The following is a 23876-nucleotide window of genomic DNA, read 5'->3' as shown; positions in this document are numbered from 1 at the left end:
AATCTACCGAGACACGATGCCTGCGTGTCTCTCGCCGTGGGTGTGCCGCTGCTCGTCGTGGGCGTGCCTCTTGGTCGAGGCGCTCAGTACCGCGGCACCGAGGGGTCGACATCTTGCGACCACGCATCGATTCCGCCCTGGAGGTTGTAAAGGTTCCTGTAGCCCTTCGCGAGGTAATGCTCGGCGGCCGCCTGGCTGCGGCCGCCGTGGTGGCAGTGGAAGACGATCCGCGCGTCCTTCGCGAGCGTCTCCAGGTGCCGCTGCCCTGCCTGGTCGAGGTGACGGGCCCCCTCGATCCTGGCGATCTTGCGCTCCTGCTCGGTCCGGACGTCGAACAGCTCGATCGCCTCGCCGCCGTCCATCAAGGCCTTGAGCGCGGCCGACGAGATCTGTTTGACCTTCGGCGGCTCGTTCGGGCTCTCCAGCTTGAAGCCGCCGCCGGAGGGGCCCTCGACGAAGTCGATCGACAGCCCCTCGGCGCGCCGCGCGCTCGCGCGGTCGAGCAGGAACACCGCCCCGCCCGCCTGGGCCTCGACGTCGCCTGCCTGCCGCGGTCCAAAATAAAGACCGTAGTTGTAGGACGGGTCGATCTCGATGTGGACGAAGTCGGCCTCGGACTCCTTCGCGGCCGCGAACGCCGCGAGCGCCGCCGCGGTCACGCGGAGCGTGGGCGGCGCCTGCCCCTCGCCTTGCGCGAGCCCGAGCGCCTTCACGAGCTCCCCGGTCGCGTGCAGCTCCTTCACGATGTCGCAGCCGCCGATGAACTCGCCGCGGATGTAGAGCTGCGGGATCGTGGGCCAGCTCGAGAACTCCTTGATGCCGTCGCGCAGCGCGGGATCCGAGAGGACGTCCACCGTCTGGTACTCGGGGAGGTGCTCGTCGAGGATGCTCACCACCGTGGCGGAGAACCCGCACTGCGGCGTGGTGCGCGTTCCCTTCATGAACAGGACGACATCGCTCTCGCGGATGATGGTGGCGATCCTGGCCCGTACGGGCTCGCTGAGGCTCATGTTCTTGCTCTCCCTCCGCGGCGGTGGCGGTGCGGTCGACGCCAGCGCGCGTCCGCGGGCCTCTCGCTAGCATGAGCAAAGCACGGCAGCGAGGGCCTCCTGCCGGGCTCGCCCGCGTCGACCGAGGGCGGAGCGAGCGACCTCCCTGCGCGCTCAGCGGCCGAACAGGAGCCCCAGGACCGCCGCGATCGCGGCGAGTGTCGCGATGAGGGCCGGCGCGCCGAGCCCGGCGCCGAGCACACCGAAGCGCCCGCCGCTCGCGTTCGGGGGGCGCGCGAGCGCGTCCGACGGGGGCGGCGTGACGCGGTGCACGCCCGGCGACGCCGCGCTGTCTTCGCGGAGCTCGACGAGGAGCTGATCGAGCGGGGCGTGCTCGCCGAACGGGCGCACGAGGCGGAGCGTCACGCCGCCGCTGAGATCGGGGGGGAGCCGGAGCCGCAGCGTCCTCGCGGCGATCTCCGTCGGGGCGCGGTGGGCGCCGCTCCGGGCGCAGCTGTCGCAGCCGCCGCCGTCGCAGCGGGCGCAGGTGACGCGGGCGGGCACGGCGACCTCGATGTCCGCGCCGTCGCGCGCCCACGCCGCCGGGACGGCGATCGCGAGGCGGCCTCGCGAGCCCTCCGAGGCGTCGAGGCCTTCGCGGTCGATCAGCTGCGCGAGCTCGGCTCTGCCCATGAACCTTGTGTGCCGCACCCGGGCCCCGGCGCCAAGCGCGGGCGTCGGGCGGGACCCGCCGCCGCGCTCCCGCCCGCCCTCTCCGCCGGGTGCGGGAGCCCTCGCGGCCGCGCGGCCGGCGCTCACGGATGCGCGTCGCGCGGCTCGCCGCGGCGCGCGCCGCCGTCCGCCGGCGCCCGGCCGGCGCGCAGGACGCCCACCGCCGAGAGCAGGCACGCGATGGCGAGCAGCAACCCGCCGAGCGACCCGGGCCGCGTGCTCTCCTTCAGCCCCACGACGAGCACGCGCGCGATCTCGCCGTCCGGCACCTTCGCCGGGTCGGACAGGTAGCTGAACACAGCGCCGAGGTCGATCCACGTCGCGTGGATCGTCGCGACGAGCGTCGTCAGCCCCATGGCCGCGATGAACCCGAGCTTTCCGGGCTCCGGCCGCCGGGCGAACTGCAGCCCCGCGCCGACCGTGACCATCCCGAAGACAAGGATAGGCCACATCCCCCAGCCGCCCTCGACGAAGAAATCGAACATCGGTGTCTCCCTCTCGTCTGCTCTTCTCTGCCTGCCGCGTGTCTCGTCGCCGCCGCCGTGTGCGCCGGCCTTCACGAGCCCCAACGCGGCGCCGAGGATCCCGTGACAGGAAAACTTCCTTGTCACGCCCGCCGCGCTCGCGCGTTATGTCGGCGTGGAGAGGGAGGGCGCAGCAGCTCCGTCCGACGCCGAGCTCGCGGCTCGCCTGAGGCGCCGCGATCCGCGCGCCTTCGACGCGCTCTACGCGCGCTACCACCCCCGGATCTTCAGCTTCCTCGTGCGCCTCTCCGGCCGGCGCGACGTCGCCGAGGACCTGTTCCAGGACACCTGGCTCGCCGTCGCGCGCCACGCCGGCCGGCTCGCCGAGGACACGGATCTCGCCGCGTGGCTGTTCACGATCGCCAGGAACCGCTACCGGAGCCACCGCCGCTCCGCCTTGCTCGACCTCGCCCGCGCCGCGCTGTTCTCCCGCGAGCCCGCGCCGGCCGCGCCCGAGCCCGAGGGCGCGGCGGACGCCCGAGCCGACGTGGCGGCGCTGGACGCGGCGCTCCGCGAGCTCGCGGCGGTGCACCGCGAGGTGTTGCTCCTCGGGGCCGTCGAGGGGCTCGACTCGGCGCAGGTCGCCCAGGTGCTCGGCATCCGCGAGGACGCCGCGCGCAAGCGCCTGTCGCGCGCCCGCGCCGAGCTTGCGGCCCACCTCGAAAGGCGAAATGCTGAGCGGACCCGGCGGGGATCGACGACCCCGATCTCCGCCGCGGACGCGACGGACGCTGTGGATAGACACGCGCGGAGAGGTTCTCGATGAAGCCGTTCTCAGGAGAGGATCCGCTGGCGAGGGGCCTCGCCGATTTGCCGCAGGTCGCCCCGCTCGATCCGGTCCGGGCCGACGCGGTCCGGCGCCTCGCCCGCGCCGCGCTGGTGGAGACGGAGCGCCCTTCGCCGAGCGCGCGGCTCTCGCTCGCCTGGTCGGCGGTGATCCTGCCGGGGCTCCTGCTGACCTCGGGTTGCGTGTACGTGTGGGATTCGGTGCAGAAGATCGGGCAGATCTACGGGGGAGGGTAGCGGCCGGGCGGCGCCTTCGCCGCGCTGCCCGTGACGAGCAGCGCGGGGCGAAGGAGCGGCGCGCGCATCAGTCGCCGATGTCGACGACGTCGAGCCCGTGGTACCAGAGCGCGCAGAGCGCGTTGTCGCCGGAGATCGTCACCTGCGAGGCGTACGACGAGAGCTCGCCCTTCGTTTCGAGCGTCAGCTCGTCGAGGTCGGCCGCGTCGAGCACCGAGAGCGCGGGCGGGTTGTAGCCGGCGAGGAGGAGGCGCGTCCCGTCCACGGCGCGCGGCCAGCCGGCGTCGGGGGCCGAGAGCTCCTGCATCGCGAGGTCGATGCTGCCTTCCACGAGCCCGCTGGCCACGAGGATCCCGGACGAGTACGCGCCCTCGCCCGCCACGTCGCCCACGCCGTAGTACCCGGAGGTGTACATGAACACGCGATCATCGCCCACGAACACCTGGTCCACGCGGGCGTCGTCGTCGAGCGTGTGCTCGTCCCGGAGGCGCGCGCTCGCGCTGCCGACGTCGAGCAGCTTGAGGGTGTGGCGCGTCCCGCGGCAAACGCCGGGGCCATCGTAGTGCTCCTGGTCCGCCGGCACGAATTCAGCGGTGTAGCTGAACGCCCTGTAGCACTCCTGGTAGCTCGCGACCTGGATCTGGACCGCCTCGTAGTCGACCGTGAGCGCGCGGTTCAACGCGCCATCGAAGGCGAGCAGCGAGCCGGGCACATTGACCGACGTCCGCACGACCGGCGATGAGGGATCGGCCACATCGATGCGGTCGAGGTAGAAGCGTGCCCTGGAGGGGTCGTTCGGCAGCGGCACCCAGTGCGACGTCAGCACGGTGGTGCCGTCGACCTGCAGGCCCGTGTAGCCGCCGCCGTCCGGCAGGGGGAGCGAGCGGTGCGTCGGGCTCGACGGGTTCGAGAGGTCGATGATCTCGAGCGACGGATCGCGGGGCTGCGGCTGCGCGCTGCCGTCCTCGTAGTAGTAGTACTCTTCCTGGACGTTGCGGAGCACGAGCGTGCTCCCTGCCTGGACCACGGCGCTGCCGGCGGAGACGATCCTGCCGTAGTACCCGTAATAGTAGAGCGCGTTGCTGTTGAACGGCAGATCGCGCTGGCTCGCGATCTGGGGGGCTTCGGGGTTCGTGAGGTCGATGACGGCGAGGCTCGTCTTCGTCGAGTCCGCGTACGAGGGCCAGAGCAGGTAGGCGTATTGCCCGTGCGCGAAGAGCTGCGCGCTGGAGAGGCCGGATCCATAGCAGTCGTCCGTCGATCCGGCGGCCAGCGTCGCGAGGTCGAGCTTCCCGATCGGCTCGGCGCGCCCCGGCTCCGCGGCGTACACGACATCGAGCTCTGCGGCCTGCGTCCACCAGTCCGCGCCCATGCGGACCACGAGATCTCCGGTGGCCACCGTGTTGCTGACGACCGTCGCCAGGGCCAGGTCGGCGGCCTCGACCGGGGCGTCGCGATCATCGATGTTGAACGTCCCGACCTCCTGGTCGGAGACGGCGAAGAGCCGCGTGTCATGGACGAACGCGCGGCGCGCCTGGCCGCGCGCCGGGGCGGAGCCGCGCTTCGTGAGCGTGTCGGCCGTGAAGTCGATCAGCTGGACGCCGCTCTTGTACGAGCCGCAGCCCTTGCCCTCGGCGACGTCCCAGCCGCTGTACGGCACGAGGAGGGTGCCGAGATCGTCGAGGATGGTGAAGGCCTTGTGGATCCGGTCCTGGTCCTCGGCGAAGCTCGCCCAGTCGCCGCCGAAATGGACGCGCTTCAGCATCGTGGGCTTCGCGAGATCGGAGACGTCGAAGAGGGAGACGTGGAGCGAGCCGTCGGTGGCGGCGTTGTCGAAGCCGAGGGCGAGCAGCCGGTCGCCGCGCGGCTCCATGTGGTAGACCCAGCCGGGCATCTCGAGCTCGCCGACCTGGGCGGGGTGCTCCGGATCGCTGAGATCGATGGTGAAGAGCGGGTCGGTCTGCTCCGCCGTGATCGCGTAGGCGCGGTCGCCGTCGAAGCGGACGGAGCGCAGCGTCTCGGGCTTGGGCAGGGTGAGCTCGGTGAAGCCGAGGGGCGTGAGCTCTTGCGAGGACGCGACGGTGAAGGTCTGGACGCCGGGCAGCGCGTTGGTCCGCCAGATGCCGGGCTGGCTGACGACGCGGAGGACGCCCTCGTGCTCGTCCATCTGCCAGCGGCTCTGGATCTGGCCGACGGCCTCGACGCTCGCGCCCTCGACGAGCGCGCCGCCGGGGTCGGAGATGTCGACGACCTGGATGGTGGAGTGCCCCTCGTCGGTGCCGTCCCACTCGATGCCGGCGATGTACATGCGGTCCTGGGTGACGCTCACGCTGCGCTGCCACCCGTAGTCGTTGGGGTCGTCGTCGTAGCTCAGCTGATCGACCACGGCGATATGGGCGGGGTCGCCGACGGCCAGGGAGGTGACCGTGGTGTTCCGCGATTGCTTGCACCCCCAGCAACCGCCGTCCTCGAACGTGACGGTATAGAGCACGTCGCCGACGATGCGCGAATCGGAGATGGCGCCCGGCAGGTCGAACGAGCCGATCTGCTCGATATCCGCCGGGTCGGAGACGTCGAGCGCCTCGATGTGGCTCGATTGCTCATAGGAGTATGAGCCGGTGGCCGCGTCGTAGATGTATTGAGTCCACGACGAGAACATCGCGTAGACGACCCCGTCGCGCAGGTACATCTCGAAGGGGATCCCGCTCGCCCGGTAGCGCCCGACGAGGCTCAGCCGGTCGCGCCGGGAGATGTCGATGATGCTGAGCCCCGAGTACTGCGAGAGCGCGTAGAGCTTGCCGTCCTTGACCTGGATGATGTCGGCCTCGGTGATCGCGCGCTCGGCGTCGCCATCGGCCGGGGGCGCGGTCGGGGCGCCGTCGCCGCCGGTGCCCGCTGCGACGCCGCCGCCATCCTCGGCCGTATCTCTTCCACCGCCGGCCCTCGGGTTGTCAGAGATGAAATCGGTCGAGCCGGTTTCGGAGGAAGGCCCCGTCGAGCCGTTCCCGCAGCCGGTGAGTCCGGCCGAGGCCGCCGCCGTCGCGAGGACGAGCCAGCCGGCGTAAGTTCTGGACAGGAAGGTCATTGTTCACCTCGTTGAGGACGAGACACAGGGCGTCATGTCTGCGCCGGTGCGCGTGCACTGTTCAGGTCCCGTGCCCGGCGCACTTAGCAAGCCGCGGGCCATGCGGAACCCCACGAAAAAGCCAAGGAATTTGCGTGTATTCCCGCGGCTTGTGCCAGAGTGTGCGACCGGCGGGCCGCCGGCGGTCAGGGACCTGCCCGCAAGGCGTGCGCCGTGGCGCTGGTCGATGCCCTGATCTCGGCGTGAGCTTTCATGACCAGGAGGCGGCTCACACCGCTTGTGGGCATCTGTTCGTCACCGCGGGAGCATCGCGCCTGCGCGCGGGGATGCGTCGGGGGGCGCCGGCGCCGTTCTTGGCACGAAGTGTGAACCCTGGCGCCTGCGGCTGCCGAATGGCACGGTCAGTCTATCTCTTGATAGGAGGCTTGATGATGGATCTTTTCAACAAACGTCACCGGCTCGTCGTTGCGATGCTCGTGCTCTTCGTACCTTTGCTCACCGGCGCCAAGGGCAAAGGCTGTCAGGGCCCGATCGAGGGCGGGGGGGCTGGCCCTGGGGGAGGCGGGGTGGCGGGCGGCGAGCCGGCCTCGTGCGTGGTGACCGGCTGCAGCGGTCAGGTCTGTGCCGATGCCGATGAGGACGTGGTCACGACCTGCGAGTGGCGCGAGGAGTACGCGTGTTACAAGGAGCACGGCGTGTGCGAGCGGGGCGCGTCGGGCGAGTGCGGCTGGCGCGCGACACCGGAGCTCGAGGCGTGCCTTGGCGGCGACGAGCCTGCCCCGTGCGTGGTGACCGGCTGCAGCGGTCAGGTCTGCGCCGACGCCGATGAGGACGTGGTCACGACCTGCGAGTGGCGCGAGGAGTACGCGTGTTACAAGGAGCACGGCGTATGCGAGCGGGGCGCGTCGGGTGAGTGCGGCTGGCGGGCGACGCCGGAGCTCGAGGGGTGCCTCGGCGGCGACAAGCCTGCCCCGTGCAAGGTGACCGGCTGCAGCGGTCAGGTCTGCGCCGATGAGGAGGTGGCCACGACATGTGAGTACCGGGAGGAGTATGCGTGTTACAAGGCGCACGGCGTGTGCGAGCGGGGCGCGTCGGGCGAGTGCGGCTGGCGGGCGACGCCGGAGCTCGAGGCGTGCCTTGGCGGCGACGAGCCTGCGCCGTGCAAGGTGACGGGCTGCAGCGGTCAGATCTGCGCGGACAAGGATCTGGACGTCGTCACCACGTGCGAGTGGCTCGACGAGTACGCGTGTTACAAGGAGCACGGCGTGTGCGAGCGGGGCGCGTCGGGCGAGTGCGGCTGGCGGGCGACGCCGGAGCTCGAGGCCTGCATCGAGGCGGCTTCCGGCGAGTAGAGCGGGGTGCAGGTTCGGGCGCCGACTTCGCCGCTGACCGTTGCGGCGCCGATCTCTTTCATGATCTCCCTCCGAGCGACGGATCTCGACATGTGACCGCCTGAGCCCGGAGGTGGCCTGCGGGTGCGTGGACCGCGCCTGCTCTCTCTGGAAGTGAGACCGTCAGTCGATCTCGAAGCGTGCAGAAGCGCTTTCCCTACTCGCTCACGAGCCGCAGCCCCACCGGCAGTCCCTCTCCAAAGAACGCCGCGCGCTCGGACTCCTCGACGGCCACCACCTCGCGCACCGCCTTGAGCCACGCCTCGGGCGCGCCCGCCTTGACGAGCCGCCGCTCCACCTCGCCGCGGACCCGGTCAGAGACGTCGCGCGCCCGGTCCCCGGTCCTGCGCGCGAGCTGCACCGCGGCCGGCGCCGCGGACGGCAGCTCCTGCCACTTCTCGCGCAGCAGGTGGTCGAGCCACCGCTCGGCCGCCGCCGGCGACACCACATGGTGGACGCTCGCGTAGGCCGGCACGCGCGCGCCGAGGCGGCCGATCGCCGCCCAGAGCCGCGCGTCGCGGTCGGTCCATGTGCGCTCCAGGATCCACGCGCCGAGCTCGCTCCGCCGGCCGGCGGGCACGCGCTCCAGCGACGCGCAGAGCTCGAGCAGATCGTCGAGCGCCTCCGGCTTCACCCCCTTCGGCTTCTTCAGCCGCTGCTCGGCCGGGGCCATGAACGGATCCGCCAGATCCCGGATCGCGACCTGCAGCGGCTCGTCGAGGCCGCCCGCGATGCGGCGCCAGGCGATCCAGAACTGCTGCCAGGAGCGCGCCTCCTGCGGGAACGCCAGCCGCTCGGCGAAGAGCGGCGCGAGCGCGGCGACGCGCGCCGGGTCGCCCGCGTCGCCGAACCCGGGGCGGAGGCAGTAGCCGGCGAGCGACCAGAACACGCGCTCGTGATCGGCCGAGCGCCGCCGCGAGCGCGCGCTCGGGACGAGGGTGTCGAGCAGCGCCCGCGCGGTCTCCGTCGTCCAGGCCGCGCGCTCCCCGAGGACGCGCTCGAGCTCGCGCACGAGGTTCTTCGCCTCCCGCGGCGCCACGTCGGGCCGCCCCTTGCCGAACACCCGCTCGATCGCCTCCCGGGCCTCGTCGAGGCGCTTGCCGCCCGGCGTCGCCGCGGCGTGAGGCCGCGCCTGCGCCCGCTCCGCCGGCGCGCCTCCCTCGGCCTCGGCCGCGCGCGCGCCGCGGCCGTCCTCGCGCAGCTGGAACGCCAGCCGGAATCGGCGCGGCGCAGCGGCGTCCACCTCGACGCAGGCGAGATCCAGGGTGCCGATCGCGGTGAGCTCTCCCTCGATCTGCACCCGCACCTCCGCCTGCTTTCCGGTCGCGGCGCGCGCCGCGTCCCCCGCGTCGAACGCCACAGCGATCGGCGGCAGCGCATCGAACCGGTCGTCCTCGAGGGGGACGAGGTCGCCCGCGCGATCGGCGCGCGCGTCGTCCGACGCGAACAGGTCGAACCGCACCGGGCGCCCCACGACGAGCGCGAACGTCCGCCCGGCCGCCGCGTGGACGCTGCCCTCCTTCGCGCCGCGCGGCACGACGCAGACCGCCGGCCGCGGCCCCCCGGCGGCGGGCGGCTCGAGGCCGACGTAGTAGCCGCGCGCCGCGCCCCCCTCGATGCGCACGCCGCGGCCCGCGAGGGCGAGGCCGTAGGCGACCGCGCCCCGCGCCACCGCGAGGTCGGGATCGGCGTGCGGGAGCAGATCGAGCGGCGGGCCGCCCCAGCGCTCGACGACCTGCGCGAGGCGCTCCGCGACGCGGCGGGCGCGGAAGACGCCGCCGTTCAGGAGCAGCGCGGTCGGCCCTCGCGCCTCGGGGGCGTGGCGCGCGAAGAACCAGGCCACGTGCCGGGTGATCGCGACGTCCCGCTCGTAGGGCAGGCCGAAGGCGACGAGCCCGCTCCGCCCGCGCTGCGGCCGGGCGTCCCGCGGCGCCTCCGGGAAGAAGCCGTCCAGCACGACGCCCTCGACCTCCTCGCGGCCGAGGCGCGTCGTCAGCGCGCCGCCCACGAGCCGCGCGCCGTGCGAGAGCACGGTGACCGGCGCGTCGTCCGGCGGCGACGGCGCGGCGCCGCCGGCGCCGCCGGTCGACGCGGCGCTGCCGGCGCCGCCCGACGACGCGCCGCCGGCGAGCAGGCGCTCCTTGGCGGCGCGGCAGGCCAGCACGAGCTGCCCGAAGCGCGCCGGGTCGAGCTTCTCCCCTGCGCCCACGAGGCGCGGCTCGCAGAGGTGGGCGAGCGCCAGGTCCATGTTGTCGCCGCCGAGCAAGAGGTGGTGGCCGACCGCGACGCGCGAGACCTCGGGGCGGCCCCTGGCCCCGCCCTGGGCCACCCGGATGAGCGACAGATCGGTCGTGCCGCCGCCGACGTCGCAGACGAGGACCATCGCCTCGCCCGAGCGGGCGAGCAGGGCGTCGAGGCCCTCGGCGCCGGCGAGCCGCATGAAGTCGTAGAACGCGGCCTGCGGCTCCTCGAGGAGGCGCGCCGAGAGGCCGGCGCGGCGGGCGGCCTCGACGGTGAGCTCGCGCGCGACCTCGTCGAACGAGGCCGGCACGGTGAGCACGACCTCCTGCGCCGCGAGCGGGCGCTCGGGGAAGGCGTCGTCCCAGGTGCGCCGCACGTGGGCGAGGATCCGGGCGCTCGCGTCGAGCGGCGAGACGCGCGGCAGGGAGGCCGCGTCCTCGGCCGCGCCCCATGGCAGGATGGGCGCCGTGCGGTCGACGGCGGGGTGGCAGAGCCAGCTCTTCGCCGAGGCGATGAGCCGCCCGGGGATCTCGCCGCCGCGCCGGCGCGCGTGCTCGCCGATCGCGAAGGGCGCGTCGCCGAACGGATCGGCCGGCGCCTCGCCGGGGAGGGGCGCGTAGAGCAGCGACGGCAGCAGCGGGCGCGCCTCGATCTCGGTGGCCGTCACGAGCTGCGGGATCGAGAAGACGCGGATCGCGCCGGGATCGGCGTCGCGCTCGGCCCACGCAACCACGGTGTGCGTGGTGCCGAGGTCGATTCCGACGATCAGGCTCGAGCTCTTCGCGGGGGCGGACATGCGTGCGCGCAGCAACGATACTGGATCGCCGCGGCGCATTCCGCAGGTCCGGCGCGCCGCCGCGCCGGCTCGCGCGCGCCCGCGCGCTTCTTCCGGTTCTTCCGGGCGATTCCCCGTGCTAGAGCCGCGAAATGCGAGCGAACCGAGCGATCTGGCTTGTGGTCCTGGGCGCCCTTGCGGCGGGGTGCGGGTCGGCGAAGACCGAGATGTCGGTGGCGGCGAGCGCGGCGCCGCCGCCGCCTCCTCCTCCGGTGGTCGTCCAGCCGGCGGCGCCTGCCGAGGCGGTCATCGAGGGGGATCGCATCAAGATCGCCCGGCCGATCTTCTACGACCTCGACAAGGACGAGATCCGGCCGGAGTCGTTCTCGGTCCTCGACGCGGTGGCGAACATCCTGCGGACGCACCCGGAGATCACCGCGCTCACGGTCGAGGGGCACACGGACAACCAGGGCAGCGTGGATCACAACATCAAGCTGTCCGAGCGCCGCGCGAACGCCGTGGTCCGCTACCTCGTCCAGCACGGCGTCGCGACGCCGATGACGGCGCCGGGCTACGGCGCCGGCGCGCCTCTCTGCTTCACGAACGACGAGGGCTGCCGCGCCATGAACCGGCGCGTGGAGTTCCGCATCAAGTCGAAGTGACCGGCAGGCGGCCGACCGAGGCCGCCTGCCCGTTGCTCCAGGTCCGACACGCCCCTCCCCGCGCCTGCTCCCTGAGCTACCCGGGCCTCGGAACAACAGGCCAGGTTAACACAGACCCTCATTCGAAATCGACCGATTTCGCTCGACGTAAGCGCGTGCCCCGGTTTGTTGCCGGGTTACGGCGCACTGGCCCGCTGGTTGTTGGTCACGTCGGTTGCCTCGGTTGCGTCGGTCACGTCGGTCACGTCGGTCACGTCGGTTGCCTCGGCTTCGCGCGTTGCCCCCATTACGCTCGTCGCCCTTCCGTCCGTCCTCGCGCAGCTCGCCCGCGCCGCGCTCTCGATCGCGTCGCCGTGCGCCCCGCGAGGCGCACGGCGCGAGAGGATGCCTGTCCGTCTGTGCGCCTGTGGGACAAGCGACTCCCAAAGATGATTGTGCTGCAAATTTGTATTGAACGGCGCCTCTCGATCGTACTTAATACATCACGGGAATCCGCGCGCTGAGTGCGACGCGCCAGTTCGAGCAACTCATTGCATTCCAAGGTGGATCATGGCGAGCGCTCGTCGTCGTATGCTGGAGATCGCTTGTCTCGTCCTTCCGGGGCTCGTGTGGATTTCGCCGCGCACCGCGGCTGCGCATCACGTCGACCATCTCAGGTGGGCGGAGAGCCTCGTGGACAACGTCAGCTCGGAGAACAACGAATACAACTCGAGCCCCAGCTTCATCAGCTGGGCTGGTGTGGCCGGCGCGCGCCGCTACGCGAACCGGACGCAGTGCGCCACCTTCCTGACGGAGCTGCTCAAGCGGGGCTACGGGTTCACCGAAGCATCGCTGAACGACTGGCTGGGCAGCCGGAGCCCGAGCGCGGCCGCCTACTACGACGCCATCGTCGAGGAGAATGGATTCAAGAGGATCCACGACCCCAGGGACGCGCGCGCCGCCGACATCATCGCCATCCGCTACCCCGCTGGCGAGTCGTCGACCGGGCACGTCGCGATCCTCCGCCGGGCGCCGAGGGCGAAGCTCCCCGTCAGCCCCCTCGTCGCGGGCACATTCCAGTTCGAGGTGAGCATCGTCGACTCGACGAGCACGCACCACGGCTCGTCCGACTCCAGGTACGCGTCGAGCGGCCGGGGGGCCTCCGGCGCCGGCTACGGGACGATGCGGCTCTACACGAACACCTCGGACACCATCGTCGGGCACACCTGGAGCATGGCCGCTGTCACGGCCTATTATCCCGCGGCGGTGCGCCAGGTGGTGATTGGCAGGCTGGTGTTCGAGGACGACGATCGGGGCAGGGGGTCGGACGACGACGACTCCGACGACCGGTGGTAGGGAGGGCCCCGGTTTACGCGCGCCTCGTCGGTTGGTAGAGTCCTCTCCAGGAGGGCCCTATGCGCGAGCCGAGCGAGACGGGAGGTGCCGATGGTGGCCGTCATGGCGTGCTGGGAGCGGTCGCCACGACCGCAGCGGCCGTGGCGGTCGGGGTAGCCGGCCGCCCGTCGCCGGCGGCGCCTGCGGCCGCCGGGGGGCCGGCCCGCACGCTCGGGCGGACCGGCGCGCAGGTGGAGCCGGTGTCGCTCGGGGGCGAGGGGATCCTCCGGACGACCGGACGTCACCGCGAGGCGGTGCCCGTGATCCTGGAGGCCCTGCGCCTCGGGGTCAGGTATTGCGACACCGCGCCTGCCTACCAGCAGAGCCAGGACTACTACGGTGAAGCCTTCCGCGCCGCCGGCCCGAAGGCGCGCGAGCAGGTCTTCCTCGCCTCCAAGACCCATGCGCGCGATCGCGACGGCGCGCTGCGGCTGCTCGACGACAGCCTGCGTCGGCTCGGGACAGACCACCTCGATTTATGGCAGCTGCACGATCTGCGGGAGGTCGAGGAGCTCGACGCCATCTTCGGCAAGGGGGGCGCCATCGAGGCCGTGGAGCAGGCCAGGGCGGACGGCCGCGTGCGCCACGTCGGGATCACCGGCCACCACGACCCGCGGATCCTCCTGGAGGCGATGCGGCGTTATCCTGTGGACACCGTGCTCTGCGCGGTAAACCCTGCAGATCCGGCGCGGCGACCGTTCCTGACGACCGTTGTCGAGGAGGCGCGGCGGCGCGGAGTCGGCGTCATCGGCATGAAGATCATGGCCGCGGGCCGCCTGCTCCAGGATCGCGCCGCGAGCGCGAGCGAGCTCATCCACTACGCGGCGAGCCACGCCGACACGGTGATCATCGGCTGCTCGTCGATCGCCGAGGTGCGCGAGAACCTGGGCGCGCGGTCCCTCTCCTTCCCGATGCCGCCCGCGGAGCGCGCAGCGCTGGAGGCGCGCGTCGCGCCGCGCGCCGGCCGTTACGACAGTTTCAAGGCCGGTTGAAGCGGCGGATATGCGGCTCCGCGAGCGAGGCGCGGCCCCCGGAGCCTCGGTATGTAAAATTTCTCATTCACTGAAATCCTGCGTTGTCTGCCGCACACCAACCATGCGCCAACGCGCAACACAGCGCGACGGAGCGCGACGGAGCGCGACGGAGCGTGACGGAGTGCGACGGAGTGCGACGGAGCGCGGCGTTCTCCTGGCAAAACGCCGGCGAGCGCGCCCCCAGGCCCCGTTGACAAGCGGAGGCGCCGGGGTCTAGAGTGGCGGCCCTCTGAGCTCGCTCGGAGGCCCCAGGCCTGACAATCATCGGCTTATCCGACCCGGGGCAGCGCTGCCTCCGGGTTTTTTTCTGTCGCTATCCACGGAGACCGCGCGTCCATGAGCAATCAGTACGGCCACTTCGACGACGAGAGCCGCGAGTACGTCATCACCCGGCCCGACACGCCGCTGCCCTGGCTCAACTACCTGGGCTCGGACGAGATGTTCGGCCTCTGCACCAACACGGCCGGCGGCTACACGTTCTGGAAGGACGCCAAGCTGCGCCGGTTGACGCGCTATCGGTACAACAACGTGCCGATGGACCTCGGCGGGCGCTACCTGTACGTGAACGACGGCGGGGTCGTGTGGAACCCCATGTGGAAGCCCCTCAAGACGGCCCTGGATCGCTACGAGTGCCGCCACGGCCTGGGTTACACGAAGATCACGGGCGAGAAGAACGGCGTCGAGGTGGAGGTCCTCTTCTTCATCGTTCCCGGCGAGAACGTGGAGATCTGGCGCACCCGGGTCACCAACAAGAGCGGCTCGAAGAAGGACATCCAGATCTTCTCCTTTCAGGAGTTCTGCTTCTTCGAGGCGCTCAACGACATGACGAACTACCAGCGCACCTACTCCATCGGTGAGGTGGAGATCGAGGGGAGCGCCATCTACCACAAGACCGAGTTCCGCGAGCGCCGCTCCCATTACACGCTCTTCGCCTGCACGCGCGCGATCGACGGGTTCGACACGAGCCGTGACGCCTTCTGCGGCAGCGTCCACCACGGCCTCCACGAGGCCCAGGTGCCGGCCAAGGGGAGGGCCACGAACTCCAAGGCGTTCGGCTGGAACCCGATCGGCAGCCACCAGGTGAGCCTCTCGCTCGAGCCCGGCGCGAGCGAGACGATGAGCTTCGTGCTCTCGTACGTGGACCACGGGGACCTGCCCAAGTTCAAGGCGCCCTTCGTCCTGAACAAGCAGAAGGGCAAGGAGATCCTCGCCAAGTACTCGGCGCCCGGCGTCGTGGACGGCGCGTTCGCTCAGCTGAAGTCGGACTGGGCCGGGATCCTCTCGAACTTCCAGGCCGACTGCCCGGACGAGCACGCGACACGCATGCTCAACACCTGGAATCAGTACCAGTGCATGGCGACCTTCAACCTCTCTCGGTCGGCCAGCATGTACGAGACCGGCATCGGTCGGGGCATGGGCTTCCGCGACTCGAACCAGGATCTCCTGGGCTTCGTGCACCTCGTCCCCGAGCGCGCCCGCCAGCGCATCCTCGACATCGCGGCCACCCAGCTCAGCGACGGCACCTGCTACCACCAGTACCAGCCGCTGACGAAGAAGGGGAACGCCGACATCGGCGGCGACTTCTACGACGATCACCTGTGGCTGATCCTCTCCACGTGCGCGTACATCAAGGAGACCGGCGACAAGGGCATCCTCAAGGAGGCGGTGGGCTACGCCGACAAGCCGGGCTCGAAGGAGGACCTCCTCCACCACCTGGAGACGTCCATCGCCTACACGATGAAGAAGCGGGGCCCGCACGGCCTGCCGCTGATCGGCCACGCGGACTGGAACGACTGCCTCAACCTGAACTGTTTCAGCACCGAGCCGAACGAGAGCTTCCAGACCGCGGGCGACGTGAAGGACTCGAAGGCCGAGTCCGTGATGATCGCCGGCCTCTTCCTCTATGCCAGCCGCGAGATGGCCGGCCTTTACGACTGGATGGGCCAGAAGTCCGACGCGGCGCGCATGCGCGACCACTACGCGGAGATGCTGGCCGTCGTCGAGAAGGAGGCCTGGGACGGCGAGTGGTACCGCCGCGCCTACGACGCCGAGAGCCGGCCGGTCGGGAGCAAGGAGAACGAGGAGGGGAAGATCTTCATCGAGAGCCAGGGCTGGTGCGTCCTGGGCGGCGCCGGCGCGGACAACGGCCGCGCCAAGCAGGCGATGGAGAGCGTGCACAAGCACCTCTACACGAAGAACGGCATCGTGCTGCAGCAGCCCGCGTACTCGACGTATCACCTCGAGCTCGGTGAGGTCACCTCGTATCCGCCGGGCGTGAAGGAGAACGCGGGCATCTTCTGCCACAACAACACCTGGATCCACCTCGGCTGGTGTCTCCTGGGCGAAGGGGAGCGCGCGCTGGAGTACTATCTCTCCATCTGCCCCTCGGCGAAGGAGAGCCAGATCGAGACCTATCGCGCCGAGCCCTACGTCTATGCGCAGATGATCGCTGGCAAGGACGCCCCGGTCTTCGGTGAAGCCAAGAATGCCTGGCTCACCGGCACGGCGGCCTGGACGTTCGTGTCCGTCAGCCAGGGGATCCTCGGCGTGCAGCCCCAGTACGACGGGCTGAAGCTCGATCCCTGCGTGCCCAAGGCGTGGAAGAGCTTCTCCATCTCCCGCCGCTTCCGCGGCGCCACCTACGAGATCAGCGTCAAGAACTCGGGGGTGTGCAAGGGCGTGAAGAAGCTGACCGTGGACGGCAAGCCCGTCGCGGGGAACGTGATTCCCCTGTCGCCGGCCGGCTCGACCGTGCGCGTCGAGATCGAGATGGGCTGAAGGCCCTCTGTCGGAGCGTGCCGCGCGGCGGCGGCGCGCTCCGCGTGCGCTCGTCCTGTCCGCGCAACTCCACGTAACGAGCGCGCCGAGCCCGCGGCGGCGAGCGCGCGTGCGGCTCACTCGGCCTGAGCCGGGCCGACCCACCTCCCGTTCAGCATGACCCGCTTCACGCGGCGCATCGCCCGGATGTCCGCGAGCGGGTCGCCTTCGACCAGGACGAGGTCGGCGAGCTTGCCCGGCTCGACGCTGCCGAGCCGGTCGTCGACGCGAAAGTACCTGGCGTTCTCCAGCGTGCCAGCGACGAGGACCTCCATGGGCGAGAGGCCGCTCTCGACGAGCAGCTCCATCTCGTGCTGGTAGGCCCAGCCTCGCTCGGCGCCCGGCGCCTTGCCGTGGGAGCCGACGACCACCCGCACGCCGGCGCGGCGCGCCGCGAGGGTGAGCTTCATCATGTTCTCGAAGCCGCGCACCTCGGTCTCCGTCGCGCCCGCGTCGCCGGCGCGGCGCTCGAAGATGGCGAGCGTCGGGGTGAGGAAGGTGCCCCGCGCCGCGAGCAGCCCGAGCAGCGCTCGGGTCCGCGGCGCGCCGAGGGAGATGCCGCGAAAGATCTCGTAGCGCCCCGGAAAGCGCGCGTCGTTGTCGGCGATCACCGACTGGCGGTAGCGCTCCGCCTCGCGCGGCGGCACGAGCGCCGTGCCGAGCGACGTGATGTGCTCGATGCCGTCGAGCCCTGCGCGGACCGCGGCCGCGGCGTCCACGGTCTCGAGGTGCGCGACGGCGATCACCCCGCGCGCGTGCGCGGCCTTGGCGACCTCCTCGACGAGCCCGAGGGGCAGGCGGAAATAGACCTTGATCGCCGACGCTCCGTGCTCGACCAGCTGATCGACGGCCCAGCGCGCCTCGGCCGCGTCGCGCACCAGCATCGCGCCCTCCGGATAGGCCGGATACGGCCCGTCGAGCAGCGGCCCCGCCAGGAAGAGCCGCGGCGTCGGGCCGAGCTTGCGCGCGGCGTCGTACGCCTCGATCCAGTTCCCCGGCTCGCGCAGCGAGGTGACGCCGCGCTGCAGGACGACGCCGGGCAGCCCGTCATCGCCCTCGAGGTGGAAGTGCGCGTCGATGAGGCCGGGCAGCACCCAGAGCCCCGCGCCGCGGACGACCTCCGCGCCGGCCGGGACGTCGGTGGCGCCGCGCGCGCCCGCGGCGACGATGCGGTCGCCGCGGATCACGACGACGGCGTCGCGCACGGGCGGCCCTCCCCGGCCGTCGATGAGCGTGGCCCCGACGATCGCCGCGCAGTGCGCGGCGTCCGGCCGCGCGACGGCGTTGATCTCCCGCGGGGGCGGGAGCTTCGGCTGCCCTTCCGGCGAGGCCCATTGCACGGGCGTGCTCGCGCAGGCGGACAGGCCCGCGAGCGTCGCCGCCAGACACACGCGCACCACGCGCACCACGCGCAACCGAATGCTCATCGTGCCCTCCCCCGTGACGCGCGACGAGCCCCGCGCGTCGCCGTCGCTGCGCGGCGCGCGTGGGGCCGTATCGCTGGCGCCCGTCGCGCGCGATCGCAGCGCGAGGCCGGGCTCTGCGATCGCGCACGACGCAGGCGCCGCGCCTCTGATCATAGCAGAGCCGTGCTCCAGGACAGCTGTCACGAGCGCTTTCCAACTTCCACGTTCAAGTCGTCGAAGGCGCGCGCTCCCGGCGACGTCCGCCGCCATCTCCAGATTCGCTCGAGGCATCGAGATCGCGCAGCGCTGCGCGGGCGGCGGCGCTCCCGGCGACGGGGCGGCGTTCCGTGGAGCACAAGGAGGCTCGGAACTCGCGACTTGCGGGATTCGGTGCGACGCTCGCGGCAAGCGTGAGCCGCGCGCCCCCGGCCACGGCGGCGCGCGCGGCTCGCGACGCGCGATTTCGGTGCTGTTTCGTCGGGGCGTCCGAGTCGGGCGATCCCCGAACCGCGGGCGCTGGTCGGCTCGTCCTCAACGCGCATGCCATGGTGTTTGGGGTCGCTCGACCGGACCAGGCGCGGTCAGCCGTTTCGCGCGCCGCATGGAAGATAGTTGAGCGTCACAGCCTGGGTAGAGTAGTGTGCCGCGGCCGGCACGCGGGGGTTGTCGCGACCGGCGAGTCCCCTTGGGACTGACAGACGAAGCGACGATCGACGACGGGCGCTCATTCGAGCGCGCCGGAGGACAACATGCGTAACATTAATCTTGTCAGCATTGGCTCGATGGCTCTCATCCTTGGCGCGACCGCCTTCTCCGCGGGGTGCGGGGACGACACCGAGACGACGGGCTCGGGCGGCGGGACCACCGCGAGCACCTCGGCCGGCGAGGGCGGCAGCGGCGGCACGGGCGGCAGCGGCCAGGGCGGCAGCGGCCAGGGCGGCAGCGGCGAGGGCGGTGCCGGCGGCACGGGCGGCGGCGCGGACTGCGTGACCTGCTCGGCGCCCCTCCTCACCGGGGCTGATCCGGCGGACCTGTGCGAGTCCTCGATCCCGAAATACGAGGCGGTCACGGAGTGTATCTGCGGGGCCTGCGGCGCGGCGGAGGGTGACCCCTGCTATACCGCGTGCACCACGGACGAGGCGGCGGACGACGCGTGTAACGAGTGCGGCAACATGGCGGCTGCCTCCGCGGAGGGCGCGTGCATCGCGGAAGGCACCGCCTGTCTCGAGGACGGCCAGTGATCTCGACGCGCTGAGGTCTTGCGGATCGGTCCGACCGGCCTCGGCGATTCGTGCTGCGGCCGCAGGGAGAGGCGGGATGCCTGCCTCCCCCGCGGCCGCCATTTCGCGCTCTCCCATGTCGTTGTGTGCTCGCTGCGACAGGCGCCTGTCGGTGAGCGGGCGAGCCAGCGGAGAGAGCTAGTCGACCTCGGTCACCGTCACACCGACGGTCATCGTCTCGGCGGCGGCTGTGTAAAGCGTCCCCGCTGTCGGCGTTGCGTCCATGTAGTTGCGGCCGTAACCGACCCGCACGTGGTCGAGGCTGGCCAGCACGCCGTTCGTGGGGTCGAACCCCTTCCAGCCGATGTTCGGGATGTAGAGCTGCACCCACGCGTGGGTCGCGTCGGACCTGGCGCGGCTCGTGCCGACGTTGCCGGTATAGAGGTATCCGCACACGTAGCGCGCCGGAATGCCGAGGAGCCGCGCCATGCAGATGAACAGGTTCGCGAAATCCTGGCAGACCCCGCGCCGGTTCACGAAGGCGTCATACGGGGTGGTCGCCAGGTTCGTGGAGCCCGGCACGTATCGGTATTCGCGGAAGAGCGTCAGGTTGATCGCGAAGAGCGTCTCCATCAGGTCCGCGTCGTTCTTCTCGACGAACGACATGGCGTAATTGAAGAGCTCCTGGAGCTGGGGGTCGGGGAGCTCCCCCGGGCGCACATACGGCGCGATGATCGCTTGCTCCCAGGGCATCCAGACGAGGGGGAACGCGGGCCGGATCTTCTTCTTCGCGAACGCGAAAGGATCGGCGTCGCAGAGCTCCACGATCGAGTCGGCCGAGATCGTGAGCGCGGTATACGGGGCGGTGATCTCGAAGCGTGTGACCCGGTTCCCGAAGACGTCCTCGAACTCCACCGTGGGCACGCGGGGATCGATCGTGAGCGTGTGCGAGAGCACCCGTTGATCCCAGTCGTGCACCGGGAAGAGATGCAGCTCGTGCACGCTGCGCTCCACCGGGCGATCGTAGGTATATCTCGTGGAATGGACGACGCGGAGCCTGCGAATCGTCGTTGCCATATCGTGTCCTCGATGAGCGCGCTCCGGCTTGGCCTCTCGCTCCTGGGCCTCCTGCATGCTGCGGCGCGTCGTGAGGGTAGCGCGCGTGGGCGCGCTGCGCTTCAAGATGGACGGCGGGCCGTGCCGCTTCAGGCTGCTCCGGACGCGGGCACCCCCGCGCTCACGCCTCGGCGCGCACCGACAGCTCGATCCGCCAGCGCTCGTTCGGCTTCTGCGCCTCGCGGGGGATCGCCTCCAGGAGCAGCGTCCCCACCTCGGTGACCGACGCGCGCAGCTGCACTGGGACCATGTCGCCCTCCCGGCGGCCCTCCGCGGGCAAGGTGACCTCGATCGGCGAGAGCTCCTCGAGCTCTCCGGGCTTCCAGCTCTCGAGCTCGGTCCCGGCCTGGTCATCCCGGCGCACCGACGAGCTGAAGAAGCGGAAGCGCACCGGCTCGCCGACCACCACGCCGAACTCCTGCGGCGGCAGCGTCGCCTCGGTGCCTTCCTCCATGCCGAACGGCGCGAGGCAGAGCGCCGTGATCGGCGGCTCCAGGCCGGGCACCGCGGGAACGGCCCCCTCGATGCCCACGTAGTAGGCCCGCGCTGTCCCGCCGCGGATCCGGAGCCCACGGCCGCGCCGCGCGAGGCCGTAGGCGGCGGCGCCCCGCGCGACCGCGAGATCCAGGTCGTCGCTCGGGAGCACCCGCGGCCGGGGCGCGCCGTCCTGCTCGAGCCAGGCGCCGAGCGTCGCGACGAGCCGCTCGCGCAGCGCCGCGCTCTTCATGACGCCCCCGTTGAAGAGCACCGCCGTCGGGTGCAGGAGGAGCGGCGCGCGGCCGGGCTCGGCGTTCGCCCCTCCCTGTGGGGCGAAGCCCGGGAGCTTCGACGTCGCGCCGGCCTGCCGCCCCAGGAACGCGGCCAGGTGGCGGGTGATCGCCGGGTCCTGCGCGTACGGGAGGCCGAGCTGCGTCAGGCCGGCGCGCGCGCGGGTCGCGGGGCGCGCGGACGAGGGGACCTCGGGGAAGAACCCGTCCACGAGCGTCCTCGTGATCTCGTCCCGCGTGAGCTCGGTCCGGATCGCCGCCCCGAGCAGCTTCGAGCCGCGGCCGGCGATCGCGATCGGCGCCTCGCTGATCGACGGATCGCCGAGCAGCCGCTCCTTGGCGACGCGCGCGGCGTGGGTCAGCGACGACATCTGCCAGCGATCGAGCTCCTTGCCCTCGGCGGCGAGCTTCGCCTTCACGACGTGCGCGAGCGCGAGGTCCATGTTGTCGCCGCCGAGCAGGATGTGGTCGCCGACCGCCACGCGGACGAGCTCGAGCGAGCCGTCGCGCGGGACCGCGGCGATCGCGGAGAAGTCGGTGGTCCCGCCGCCGACGTCGATCACGAGCAGCACGTCGCCCGGCTGGAGGTGCTTGCGCCACGCCTCGCCGGCCGCGTCGATCCAGGCGTACACGGCGGCCTGCGGCTCCTCGAGCAGGGTGAGGTCCTCGAACCCCGCGGCGCTCGCTGCCTCGACCGTGAGATCGCGCGCGGCGGCGTCGAACGACGCGGGCACGGTGATCACGATCTCCTGCTTCGCGAGGGCGAGCGCCGGATCGTCCTTCGCGAACAGGTGATCCCACGCCTCGGTGAGGTGCTCGAGGTACCGCCACGACGCCTCGACGGGCGAGATCTTCTCGATGTCCTCGGGTGCGCCGAGCGGGAGCGTCGAGCCGCGCCGGTCGATGCCAGCGTGGCTGAGCCAGCTCTTCGCGCTCGAGATGAGGCGCGCCGGCGCGTCGACGCCGCGCGCCCGGGCGTGCTCGCCGACGGCGAAGCGCCGCTCGGCGTCCCAGGGCAGCGCCTGGGGGCCCTCGCTCTCGTGAGGGATGTACATGAAGGAGGGCAGGAGCGGCCGCGCCTCGAGCGTCCCCTGCGCCACGAGCTGCGGGGCGGCCATCACCTCGGGCGACGGCGCGAGCCGCGCGTCGGCTCCGTCCTCGGGCAGGCGCGCATAGGCGAGCGCGCAGTGGGTGGTGCCGAGATCGATGCCGATGATGTAGCGCGCGCTCATAGCTCGACCTCCGCGGGGGCGATGATGCTGGCGTCGTGGCCGGCGACCGGCGTCGGCAGCGAGACATCGTCGGCGCGCCAGCCCCGGTGGCGCAGCACCCCTCTGTAGGGCGCAGTCCCGGACACGTTGCCGATGAGCTTGATCTCGGAGGGGTTGTAGCCGGCCTCGAGCGTCACCTTCGCCCCCTCGTCCTCGCGCCGCACGGGCGCGAGCTTCGCATGGCTTCGCAGCGCCTTGCGGCAGCCCTCGTGGACCATCCTCGCCGCCACGCCCACGTCCGCGTCGCCGAACGAGGCGATGTCCTGCTCGAGGAAGTCGACGAGCCGCCCCTCGCGCTGGAGCAGCGAGAGCAGCTGGAGCGCCGAGCTCACCGCGGGCGCTGTCTGCGGCGCGGGCGCGGTGACCGGCGCGGGGGCGGGCTCCCTCGCCGCAGCCGCGGCCGCCTCGGGGGCGGCGGGCGCGCCGCCTGCTCGATCTCGCTCGAGCTGCCGCGGCTCGGCGCGCTCGGCCGGCGGCAGGGCGGCGACCGCCTCGCGCGCCTGCCAGGCCCGCTCGGCGAACTGGGGATCGAACAGCACGCGGAAGAAGCACGCGAAGGCGAACCAGAGCCGCGTGGACCAGGGGAGCGGAGGATCGTGGAGGTCGGCCACGGCGAGAGCCTAACGCCGAGCGTAGGGATCGGCACAGAGACCGGCGCGCGGGGCAGGGGGGCGCCTGCCCCGCGCCGCCGCCCGGGGCGACCCCGGGCCCCTCAGAAGGTCGCCCGGAGGACGGGGACGCGGACCTCGTGCCCCTGCGCCACGCCGAACTTGAACATCTCGTCCTGGGAGTAGAGCGGCTTGAGCGAGAGCGCGGGCACGCCGAGCGCGACCCGGCGCGGCGTGATGTCGACGAGGCCGAGCCGGGGCTCTTCCCGGCGGGCTCGCCGGAGGACCTGCGCTGCGTCCGTCGTGAGCTGGACGTTGATCCCCGGCTGCGCGGGCTCCGCGGCCGGCTCGTTGCGGATCGGCTCGCTCTGGTCGGACTCGGGGGGCTTGTACGCGGTGGCGTTCAGGGTGACGACGAGGGTCGGGATGACCAGCGCCATGCCCCCGGCGAGCATGTAGAGCGGCACCTCCGCGGGCGGCTCCGCGGCCTCGACGAAGTAGCCGGCGACGCCGCCGCCCACCGCGCCGAGCCCGCCGAACACCAGGTACGGCCAGGCGCGCTCGACCCCGATCGCCCCCATGGTCAGCATCACGACCTCGCCGCCGAGCAACGCGCCGCCGACGATCCCCTTGCCGTCGACGCTCACCGTGTCTCCCCCGCTCGCCTGCTGAGCGCTCGCGCGCCCGGCGGCGCCGGCGAGCACCGCCGCTGCCACGGACGCTCCTGCCAGACAATGCGCTGCCTTACGATTCAAGCGGTTCATCGGCATCGTGTTTTCCCCGTGTCGACTGTCGCGAAGCCTGCGAGGGCTCGAGCCATGGATCACCGCCTGCCTCATCC

18 protein-coding genes are annotated in these 23876 nt (G+C 71.8%); 8 read left to right on the top strand and 10 right to left on the bottom strand.

The genetic code is table 11. The annotated features are described in order from the left end of the window. Positions 1-83 precede the first annotated feature (83 nt). The 3 genes from grxD to WMF29_RS34385 form a co-directional block, all read right to left on the bottom strand. Positions 84-1010: a Grx4 family monothiol glutaredoxin gene (grxD, locus tag WMF29_RS34395; protein ID WP_437324340.1), complete on the bottom strand. Its 927-nt coding sequence runs from the start codon at positions 1008-1010 to the stop codon at positions 84-86. 153 nt (positions 1011-1163) lie between these two features. Then, the gene (locus tag WMF29_RS34390) at positions 1164-1682 is read right to left on the bottom strand and encodes a hypothetical protein (RefSeq protein WP_437324339.1); all 519 of its coding nucleotides are present in this window, start codon (positions 1680-1682) and stop codon (positions 1164-1166) included. 122 nt (positions 1683-1804) lie between these two features. Further along, on the bottom strand, positions 1805-2206 hold the full coding sequence (locus WMF29_RS34385; RefSeq protein ID WP_437324338.1) for a hypothetical protein: 402 nt from the start codon (positions 2204-2206) through the stop codon (positions 1805-1807). A 154-nt stretch (positions 2207-2360) separates the two neighbouring features. On the opposite strand from WMF29_RS34385, the gene WMF29_RS34380 reads away from it, so the two are divergent. Both WMF29_RS34380 and WMF29_RS34375 read left to right on the top strand, forming a co-directional pair. Continuing rightward, complete coding sequence (locus tag WMF29_RS34380; protein ID WP_437324337.1) at positions 2361-3011, top strand: RNA polymerase sigma factor; 651 nt, start codon at positions 2361-2363, stop codon at positions 3009-3011. Further along, positions 3008-3268, top strand: coding sequence for a hypothetical protein (locus WMF29_RS34375; RefSeq protein WP_437324336.1), 261 nt, complete (start codon positions 3008-3010; stop codon positions 3266-3268). The genes WMF29_RS34380 and WMF29_RS34375 overlap by 4 nt, the downstream gene beginning before the upstream one ends. 67 nt (positions 3269-3335) lie before the next feature. Here the strand turns inward: WMF29_RS34375 and WMF29_RS34370 are convergent, their stop codons facing one another. Then, a complete protein-coding gene (locus tag WMF29_RS34370) occupies positions 3336-6353 on the bottom strand; it encodes a beta-propeller domain-containing protein (protein WP_437324335.1) in 3018 nt (1005 codons plus the stop codon). Positions 6354-6781: 428 nt separating this feature from the next. Between WMF29_RS34370 and WMF29_RS34365 the strand changes: the two genes are divergently transcribed. Next, positions 6782-7705, top strand: a complete 924-nt coding sequence (locus tag WMF29_RS34365) for a hypothetical protein (protein WP_437324334.1) — start codon at positions 6782-6784, stop codon at positions 7703-7705. 196 nt (positions 7706-7901) lie between these two features. On the opposite strand, the gene WMF29_RS34360 is transcribed toward WMF29_RS34365, so the two are convergent. Next, positions 7902-10781, bottom strand: coding sequence for an Hsp70 family protein (locus WMF29_RS34360; protein ID WP_437324333.1), 2880 nt, complete (start codon positions 10779-10781; stop codon positions 7902-7904). A gap of 131 nt (positions 10782-10912) precedes the next feature. Between WMF29_RS34360 and WMF29_RS34355 the strand changes: the two genes are divergently transcribed. The 4 genes from WMF29_RS34355 (at position 10913) to WMF29_RS34340 (ending at position 16608) form a co-directional block, all read left to right on the top strand. Then, complete coding sequence (locus WMF29_RS34355; RefSeq protein WP_272095399.1) at positions 10913-11422, top strand: OmpA family protein; 510 nt, start codon at positions 10913-10915, stop codon at positions 11420-11422. 672 nt (positions 11423-12094) lie between these two features. Then, the gene (locus WMF29_RS34350) at positions 12095-12757 is read left to right on the top strand and encodes a hypothetical protein (protein WP_437324332.1); all 663 of its coding nucleotides are present in this window, start codon (positions 12095-12097) and stop codon (positions 12755-12757) included. 59 nt (positions 12758-12816) lie between these two features. After that, positions 12817-13788, top strand: coding sequence for an aldo/keto reductase (locus WMF29_RS34345; RefSeq protein ID WP_437324331.1), 972 nt, complete (start codon positions 12817-12819; stop codon positions 13786-13788). Positions 13789-14166: 378 nt separating this feature from the next. Beyond that, positions 14167-16608 (top strand): GH36-type glycosyl hydrolase domain-containing protein, encoded by a 2442-nt coding sequence (locus WMF29_RS34340; protein ID WP_437324330.1) that lies wholly within the window; start codon positions 14167-14169, stop codon positions 16606-16608. A gap of 116 nt (positions 16609-16724) precedes the next feature. Here the strand turns inward: WMF29_RS34340 and WMF29_RS34335 are convergent, their stop codons facing one another. Beyond that, positions 16725-18074: an amidohydrolase family protein gene (locus tag WMF29_RS34335; protein ID WP_437324329.1), complete on the bottom strand. Its 1350-nt coding sequence runs from the start codon at positions 18072-18074 to the stop codon at positions 16725-16727. Positions 18075-18835: 761 nt separating this feature from the next. Between WMF29_RS34335 and WMF29_RS34330 the strand changes: the two genes are divergently transcribed. After that, a complete protein-coding gene (locus WMF29_RS34330) occupies positions 18836-19294 on the top strand; it encodes a hypothetical protein (protein WP_437324328.1) in 459 nt (152 codons plus the stop codon). A 177-nt stretch (positions 19295-19471) separates the two neighbouring features. Here WMF29_RS34330 and WMF29_RS34325 read toward each other — a convergent pair whose 3' ends face one another. The 4 genes from WMF29_RS34325 to WMF29_RS34310 form a co-directional block, all read right to left on the bottom strand. Then, positions 19472-20350, bottom strand: coding sequence for a transglutaminase family protein (locus WMF29_RS34325; protein ID WP_437324327.1), 879 nt, complete (start codon positions 20348-20350; stop codon positions 19472-19474). Between the two features lie 160 nt (positions 20351-20510). Continuing rightward, the gene (locus tag WMF29_RS34320; RefSeq protein ID WP_437324326.1) at positions 20511-22388 is read right to left on the bottom strand and encodes an Hsp70 family protein; all 1878 of its coding nucleotides are present in this window, start codon (positions 22386-22388) and stop codon (positions 20511-20513) included. Continuing rightward, positions 22385-23038, bottom strand: coding sequence for a DUF2760 domain-containing protein (locus WMF29_RS34315; RefSeq protein WP_437324325.1), 654 nt, complete (start codon positions 23036-23038; stop codon positions 22385-22387). The genes WMF29_RS34320 and WMF29_RS34315 overlap by 4 nt, the downstream gene beginning before the upstream one ends. A 101-nt stretch (positions 23039-23139) precedes the next feature. After that, positions 23140-23751, bottom strand: a complete 612-nt coding sequence (locus WMF29_RS34310; RefSeq protein WP_437324324.1) for a hypothetical protein — start codon at positions 23749-23751, stop codon at positions 23140-23142. Positions 23752-23876 lie beyond the last annotated feature (125 nt).

This window comes from Sorangium sp. So ce381 (assembly GCF_051473845.1).
GTDB lineage: Bacteria > Myxococcota_A > Polyangia > Polyangiales > Polyangiaceae > Sorangium > Sorangium atrum.
This window is presented reverse-complemented; position numbering and strand designations above follow the sequence as displayed.

Coding starts and splice junctions, on each gene's coding strand:
- grxD (WP_437324340.1), bottom strand. CDS start 1,010: ATGAGCCTCAGCGAGCCCGTACGGGCCAGGATCGCCACCATCATCCGC.
- WMF29_RS34390 (WP_437324339.1), bottom strand. CDS start 1,682: ATGGGCAGAGCCGAGCTCGCGCAGCTGATCGACCGCGAAGGCCTCGAC.
- WMF29_RS34385 (WP_437324338.1), bottom strand. CDS start 2,206: ATGTTCGATTTCTTCGTCGAGGGCGGCTGGGGGATGTGGCCTATCCTT.
- WMF29_RS34375 (WP_437324336.1), top strand. CDS start 3,008: ATGAAGCCGTTCTCAGGAGAGGATCCGCTGGCGAGGGGCCTCGCCGAT.
- WMF29_RS34370 (WP_437324335.1), bottom strand. CDS start 6,353: ATGACCTTCCTGTCCAGAACTTACGCCGGCTGGCTCGTCCTCGCGACG.
- WMF29_RS34365 (WP_437324334.1), top strand. CDS start 6,782: ATGATGGATCTTTTCAACAAACGTCACCGGCTCGTCGTTGCGATGCTC.
- WMF29_RS34360 (WP_437324333.1), bottom strand. CDS start 10,781: ATGTCCGCCCCCGCGAAGAGCTCGAGCCTGATCGTCGGAATCGACCTC.
- WMF29_RS34355 (WP_272095399.1), top strand. CDS start 10,913: ATGCGAGCGAACCGAGCGATCTGGCTTGTGGTCCTGGGCGCCCTTGCG.
- WMF29_RS34345 (WP_437324331.1), top strand. CDS start 12,817: ATGCGCGAGCCGAGCGAGACGGGAGGTGCCGATGGTGGCCGTCATGGC.
- WMF29_RS34340 (WP_437324330.1), top strand. CDS start 14,167: ATGAGCAATCAGTACGGCCACTTCGACGACGAGAGCCGCGAGTACGTC.
- WMF29_RS34335 (WP_437324329.1), bottom strand. CDS start 18,074: ATGAGCATTCGGTTGCGCGTGGTGCGCGTGGTGCGCGTGTGTCTGGCG.
- WMF29_RS34330 (WP_437324328.1), top strand. CDS start 18,836: ATGGCTCTCATCCTTGGCGCGACCGCCTTCTCCGCGGGGTGCGGGGAC.
- WMF29_RS34325 (WP_437324327.1), bottom strand. CDS start 20,350: ATGGCAACGACGATTCGCAGGCTCCGCGTCGTCCATTCCACGAGATAT.
- WMF29_RS34320 (WP_437324326.1), bottom strand. CDS start 22,388: ATGAGCGCGCGCTACATCATCGGCATCGATCTCGGCACCACCCACTGC.